Source organism: Pseudonocardia nematodicida, assembly GCF_040105385.1.
In the GTDB taxonomy this organism is placed as follows: Bacteria; Actinomycetota; Actinomycetes; order Mycobacteriales; family Pseudonocardiaceae; genus Pseudonocardia; species Pseudonocardia nematodicida.
The window spans coordinates 285,103-291,248 of the sequence record NZ_JBEDNQ010000012.1; the positions used below are offsets into that span (position 1 = coordinate 285,103).

Here is a 6,146-nt window from a genome sequence, read left to right on the forward strand (position 1 = left end):
GGCCGGCCGCGCCGGGCGCCGGGCGCCGCACCCGGGCGACCGGCGCCGTGGGATCAGACGGCGATGACCGTCGGGACGATCATCGGGCGGCGCCGGTAGGTCTCCGACACCCAGCGCCCGACGACCCGTCGCACACCCTGGGCGATGCGGTGCGGATCGGACACGCCCTCGTTCTCCAGCCGGGACAGCTCGTCCTCGACCAGCGACTGCGCCGCGTCGAGCGCCTTGGGGTCGTCGGAGAAGCCGCGCCCGGACAGCGTCGGCCGGGACAGCGCCCGCCCCGTCTTGTGGTCGATCGCCACGTTGATCGCGATGAAGCCGCCCTCGCCGAGCGCGATGCGGTCACCGAGGGTGGTCTCGCCGACGTCGCCGACCGACAGGCCGTCGACGTACACCTGACCGACCTCGACCCGCCCGGTGATCGCGGCCCGGCCGTCGACCAGGTCGACGACCACGCCGTTCTCGGCGATGACCACCGACTCCTCGGGCACGCCGGTCTTGCGCGCGAGCGCGGCGTTGGCGCGCAGGTGCCGCCACTCGCCGTGCACCGGCATGACGTTGGACGGCCGCACCGCGTTGTAGAGGAACAGCAGCTCACCGGCCGGGGCGTGCCCGGAGACGTGCACCTTGGCGTTGCCCTGGTGGACCACGGTGGCGCCGAGCCGGGTCAGGCCGTTGATCACCGCGAAGACCGCGGTCTCGTTGCCCGGGATCAGCGAGCTGGCCAGGATGATCGTGTCGTCCGGGCGGATGGTGATGCTGCGGTGGTCGCCGCGGGCCATCCGGGACAGCGCCGCCAGCGGCTCGCCCTGCGAGCCGGTGGAGACGAGCACGAGCTTCTCGTCGGGCAGCCGCATCGCCTCGTCGATGTCGACGAGCAGGCCGTCCGGGATCCTCAGCAGCGAGTGGTCGTCGGCCAGGCCCATGTTGCGGACCATCGACCTGCCGGTCAGGCAGACCTTGCGGCCGTGCGCGTGCGCGGCGTCGAGGACCTGCTGGACGCGGTGCACGTGGCTGGCGAAGCAGGCCAGGATGATCCGCGACGGCGACCGGCGGACCAGGTCGGAGATGACCGGCCCGATGTCGGCCTCCGGGGTGACGAAACCGGGGACCTCGGCGTTCGTGGAGTCGACCAGGAACAGGTCGACGCCCTCCTCGCCGAGCCGGGAGAACCCGGCCAGGTCGGTCAGCCGGCCGTCCAGCGGGAGCTGGTCGAGCTTGATGTCACCGGTGTGCAGCAGCAGCCCGGCCGGCGTGCGGATCGCGACCGCGACCGCGTCCGGGATGGAGTGGTTGACCGCGAAGTACTCGCAGTCCCAGCCACCGTGCGAGACGCGGTCGCCCTCGGAGACCTCCTGCAGGTGCGGGGTCAGGCGGTGCTCCTTGCACTTGGCCGCGACCAGGGCCAGCGTGAACCGGGAACCGACGACCGGCAGGTCGGGGCGCATCCGCAGCAGCCACGGCACGGCACCGATGTGGTCCTCGTGGCCGTGGGTGAGCACGATCGCGTCGATGTCGTCGAGCCGGTCCTCGATGGCCCGGAAGTCGGGCAGGATCAGGTCGACGCCGGGCGAGTCGTCGGACGGGAACAGCACGCCGCAGTCGACGACCAGCAACCGCCCGTCGTACTCGAACACGGTCATGTTCCGGCCGACCTCGCCGATGCCGCCGAGCGCGAAGGTCCGCAGGCCGCCCTTCGCGAGCGCGGGCGGTGGACCCTCGGGCAGCTCCGGGCGGTCGATCTTCTCGGGTGGGGCGCTCAGGGACCGGCCAGGACGGTTGCGGCGGTCGTTGCGCTGGGGGCTCACAGGGGTTCGTGCCTCACAGGGTTCGGAGTGGTTCTCGATCCCGGCTCTCCCGGGGACCGCGCGACGGTGCGCGGTGTATCGCTCACGTTCAGTATCGACCGCAGAGCTCGCTCAGGCGCGGTGTCGATGCGCCATTCGCTGCGCTCATGTGCGGTGGTAGGCCACTTCGGCACCGAAATCCGTGGCCGTGCGGCCGCCGAGGGCGCCGTGTCCGGTGCGCAGTTCGGGACGTCCGGGCCGGGCCTGCGGGTCCAGCGCCACCCCGGCGACGGCCAGGTCCCCGGCGATCGCGGCGACCTGCTGCTCGGTCGCGGGCGGCAGCGGGAGCCGGGTGTCGCCGACGTCGATCCCGCGCAGCCGCAGCGCGGTCTTGGCGAACACCGCCCCGCCGACCCGCCCCATCCCCCGGATCACCGGGAGCATCGCGTAGTGCAGCGCGCGGGCCCGCTGGTGCTCACCGGCGTGGTAGGCGTCGAGCATCGCGCGCAGCCGGTCGGCGACCACGTGCCCGATCACCGACACGAAGCCGACCGCCCCGACCGACAGCCAGGGCAGGTTCACCGGGTCGTCGCCGGAGTAGTACGCCAGCGTCGTCGTGGCCAGCACCTCGGTGCCGACGCGCAGGTCGTTGCGGGCGTCCTTGACCGCGACGATCCGGTTGTGCTGGGCCAGGCGCTGGAACGTCTCGACGTCGATCCCGATCACGCTGCGCGGCGGGATGTCGTAGAGCATCACCGGCAGGTCGGTGGCGTCGGCGACCGCGGTGAAGTGCGCGACCAGGCCCTCCTGCGGCGGCCGCGAGTAGTACGGCGTGACCACCAGCAGGCCGTGCGCGCCGGCCGTCTCGGCGGCGCGGGCCAGCTCGATCGAGTGCGCGGTGTCGTAGGTCCCGGCGCCGCTGACGACGGTCGCCCGGTCCCCGACCGCGGAGACCACCGCGCGGATCAGCTCCTGCTTCTCCCGGTCCGAGGTCGTCGGGCCCTCGCCGGTGGTGCCGTTGACGACGAGACCGTCGTTGCCCAGGTCCACCAGGTGCGTGGCGAGCTCCTCGGCCTTGCCGAGATCGAGCTCACCGTCGGCGTCGAACGGGGTCACCATCGCGGTGAGGACCTCGCCGAACGGGCGGCGCGGCGGGTGCTGCCCCGCCGGTGCGGTCAAGGCGCCGGGTTCCATGGGAGGACGGTACCGCTCCCCCACCTCGGTCCGGCCGCGGAGCGGGTCAGATCCCGAGCGTCGCGGAACGGTAGGACTCGACGTCGGCGGGCAGGCCCTCGATCTCCACCCGGGCGGCGTCCCGGCCGAACGCGTGCAGCACCAGCTCGGACGGCTCACCGACCACCGTGACCAGGCCGTACCCGGTGGCGACGACCTGGGTCGCGCCCTCCGGGCGGCGGAGCACCACACCGACCGGGCTCTTGCGCCACAGCAGGCGCGCCTGCGCCGAGAGCAGCGTCCAGAGCCGGCCGTCGCGCTCCGGGTCGGACGGGCGGGGTTCCCAGCCGGGCTCGCCGCGGCGCAGGTCCTCGTGGTGCACGAAGAACTCGGCGCCGTTGGCGATCTCGTCGACCTTCCCGACCCGGAACGGCGACCAGGCCGGCGGGCCCTTGCGCAGGTCGTCGATCATGTTCGGCCACGCCTCCGAGGCGTACGAGCTCATCGCCTTCTCGGTGACCGAGGACAGCGCCGGCACGACGGCCCCGGCCGCGCTCCACGGCTGGCGCTCCCGCACCAGCAGGTGGGTGAGCAGGTCACGGGCGTTCCAGCCCTCGCACAGGGTCGGGCGGTCCGGACCGGACCGCTCGAACTCGTCGCAGATGGCGGCACGTTCGTCGATGGCGAGGCTCACCGGGCCGAACGTACCCACCGCGGCCCCGGCGCGCTGTCCGACGCACCGCCACCCAGGACGGTCGACAGATCGACCGGCGCCCGACGCCGTCCTGTAGCCGGTGATACAGATCCCCCGGGTCCGGGTCCGCATACTCCGCTCGCCGGAGACGATCTCGACGAGGAGAGTCCTGTGACCCACGCCGCTGCGGAGAAACCACCGAGGTCGATGCGCCGGATCGCGCTCGCGAGCATGACCGGCACGGTGATCGAGTTCTACGACTTCTTCATCTACGGCACCGCCGCCGCGCTGGTGTTCAACGTCGTCTTCTTCCCCGAGCTCGGCGCCGCGGCGGGCACCGCACTGGCGCTGGCGACGTTCGGTGTCGCGTTCGTGGCACGCCCCTTCGGTTCGATCCTCTTCGGACACTTCGGGGACCGTCTCGGCCGCAAGGGGACGCTGGTCACCACGCTGCTGCTGATGGGCTTCTCGACGCTGGCGATCGGCCTGTTGCCGACCACCGGGACGATCGGCGTGCTGGCCCCGGTCCTGCTCGTGGTCCTGCGGATCCTGCAGGGGCTCGCGGTCGGCGGCGAGTGGGCGGGCGCGACCCTGCTCACCGCGGAGAACGCGCCGGTCAAGGCCCGCGGGAAGTACGCGCTCTACCCGCAGCTCGGTCCCTCGGTGGCGTTCGCGCTGGCGTCGGCGACGTTCCTGACCACGGCGCTGACCATGAGCAACGAGGCGTTCGTGGCCTGGGGCTGGCGGGTCCCGTTCATCGCCTCGGTGCTGCTGGTCGGCGTCGGGCTCTACGTGCGGCTCGCGCTGGAGGAGACCTCGTCCTTCACCAGGTCGAAGCCGGCGAAGGGGGCCGGAAAGCTGCCGATCGCCGAGGTGTTCGCGACCCGGTCGCGCGCGGTGCTGCTCGGCGCCGGTTCCACCACCGCGGTGTTCGCCTTCTTCTACATCGGCGTCACCTACCTGACCAGCTACGGGACCCAGCAGATGGGCCTGCCGCGGCCGACCGTGCTGGCGATGGGCATCCTCGGCGGCACCGTGTTCGCGTGTACGACGATCTTCGGCGCGATCTGGTCCGACCGGATCGGCCGTCGGCGGATGGTCGTCCTCGGCAACATCGCCTCGGTGGGCGCCGGGATCGTCGCGTTCCCGATCATCGACATCGGCACCGCCTGGTCGTTCGGCCTCGGGCTGTGCGTCGTGCTCGGCGTGGTCGGGTTCGCCTACGGCCCGATCGGCGCGCAGCTGCCCGAGCTCTTCCCGACCCGGTTCCGCTACACCGGCGCCGGCATCGCCTACAACCTCGCCGGGGTGCTCGGCGGCGGCGTCGTCCCGCTGATCTCGGCGGCCGTCGTCCCGATCTGGGGCAGCCTGGCGATCGGGTTGCTGCTCGCCGGGGTCTCGCTGCTCAGCCTGGTCTGCACGCTGGCCCTGCCGCACACCGACGCGAGCTCCCTGGCCGCCCAGGACGCCGAGCTCGCGACCACCTGATCCCCTCCCGCTCCCGGCGGGTCCGGGGGCCGGTTCCGGTCCGTCGACGACGCCCGGGGCGCGGCCCGGCGGGTCGCGCCCCCGAGCAGGTTCCGGTCCTCCGCCGACCCGGCTACCGTCGCGTCCGAACGGGCGACGACGGCGTCGCCCGCGGTGGAGGCGAGGAACGCGTGACGGCAGGGGCGGCGAGCGGGCCGGAGGCACGCGGGGCCGCCTCCGCCCCCGCCGCCACCTCTGTCCCCGACGCGGCACCCGTGTCGCCGTTCCTGACCGGCCCGGCCGACGACCGCACCGCGGCGCTCCTGGCCGGGCTCGGCACGTCGCGGCGCTACGCCCGCGGCGAGCACGTCTACCGGCAGGGTGAGCGGTCCACCCGCTTCCACCTCGTCGTCTCCGGCCGGGTCCGGATCTACCTGCACCGGCCCGACGGCACCGAGCGCTCGCTGGCCTACGCCGAGCCGGGCTCGAGCATCGGCGAGGCGGCCTGCCTGGACGGCCGGCCCCGGCACCTCGGCGCCGTGACCACCCAGCCCTCGGAGATCGTCGCGATCACCCGCGACGCACTGCTGGGTGCGGACCGCGAGCTGCTGCTGGAGATCACCCGCCGGATCGCCTACAAGCAGCGCGTCATGCAGCTGCACGTCCTCATCGAGGGCCTGCCCGCCCGGGAGCGGGTGATCCTGCTGCTCGGACAGCTCGTCGAGGCCTACGGGGAGGTCGCGCTCGACACGACCACCCGGCTCTCGATCCGGCCCGCCGTCGACGAGCTGGCGCTCCTGGTCGGGCTGACCCGGGTCACCATGAGCCGGGAGCTGTCCCGGCTGGTCGCCGAGGGCCTGGTGCAGAAGGAGGGCCGCAGCATCGTCGTGCGGGACCTGCCGGCGTTGCGGCGCCGGGTGCACGCCGTCCTGGCGTGAGGCCGCGCGGCGCCTCGTCACCGTCCGCAGCCGTGCCGCCACCCGCCCACCCGCCCACCCCCGACTCACAGCGTCATGAGTCGGGGG

5 protein-coding genes are annotated in these 6,146 nt (G+C 73.3%); 2 read left to right on the forward strand and 3 right to left on the reverse strand.

The window, feature by feature from the left end; genetic code table 11:
- Positions 1-53: 53 nt before the first annotated feature.
- The 3 genes from WIS52_RS26555 to WIS52_RS26565 form a co-directional block, all read right to left on the reverse strand.
- Positions 54-1,763, reverse strand: a complete 1,710-nt coding sequence (locus WIS52_RS26555; protein WP_349301127.1) for a ribonuclease J — start codon at positions 1,761-1,763, stop codon at positions 54-56.
- A 189-nt stretch (positions 1,764-1,952) separates the two neighbouring features.
- On the reverse strand, positions 1,953-2,981 hold the full coding sequence (gene dapA, locus WIS52_RS26560) for a 4-hydroxy-tetrahydrodipicolinate synthase (RefSeq protein ID WP_349301110.1): 1,029 nt from the start codon (positions 2,979-2,981) through the stop codon (positions 1,953-1,955).
- 46 nt (positions 2,982-3,027) lie between these two features.
- Positions 3,028-3,654 carry a TIGR03085 family metal-binding protein gene (locus WIS52_RS26565; protein ID WP_349301111.1) on the reverse strand — a complete coding sequence of 209 codons (627 nt, stop codon included), beginning with the start codon at positions 3,652-3,654 and terminating at the stop codon, positions 3,028-3,030.
- A gap of 171 nt (positions 3,655-3,825) precedes the next feature.
- Between WIS52_RS26565 and WIS52_RS26570 the strand changes: the two genes are divergently transcribed.
- Positions 3,826-5,142, forward strand: a complete 1,317-nt coding sequence (locus WIS52_RS26570) for an MFS transporter (protein ID WP_349301112.1) — start codon at positions 3,826-3,828, stop codon at positions 5,140-5,142.
- Between the two features lie 170 nt (positions 5,143-5,312).
- Entirely contained in the window at positions 5,313-6,059 is a 747-nt protein-coding gene (locus tag WIS52_RS26575; protein ID WP_349301113.1) for a Crp/Fnr family transcriptional regulator, read from the forward strand.
- The last annotated feature ends 87 nt before the right edge of the window (positions 6,060-6,146 follow it).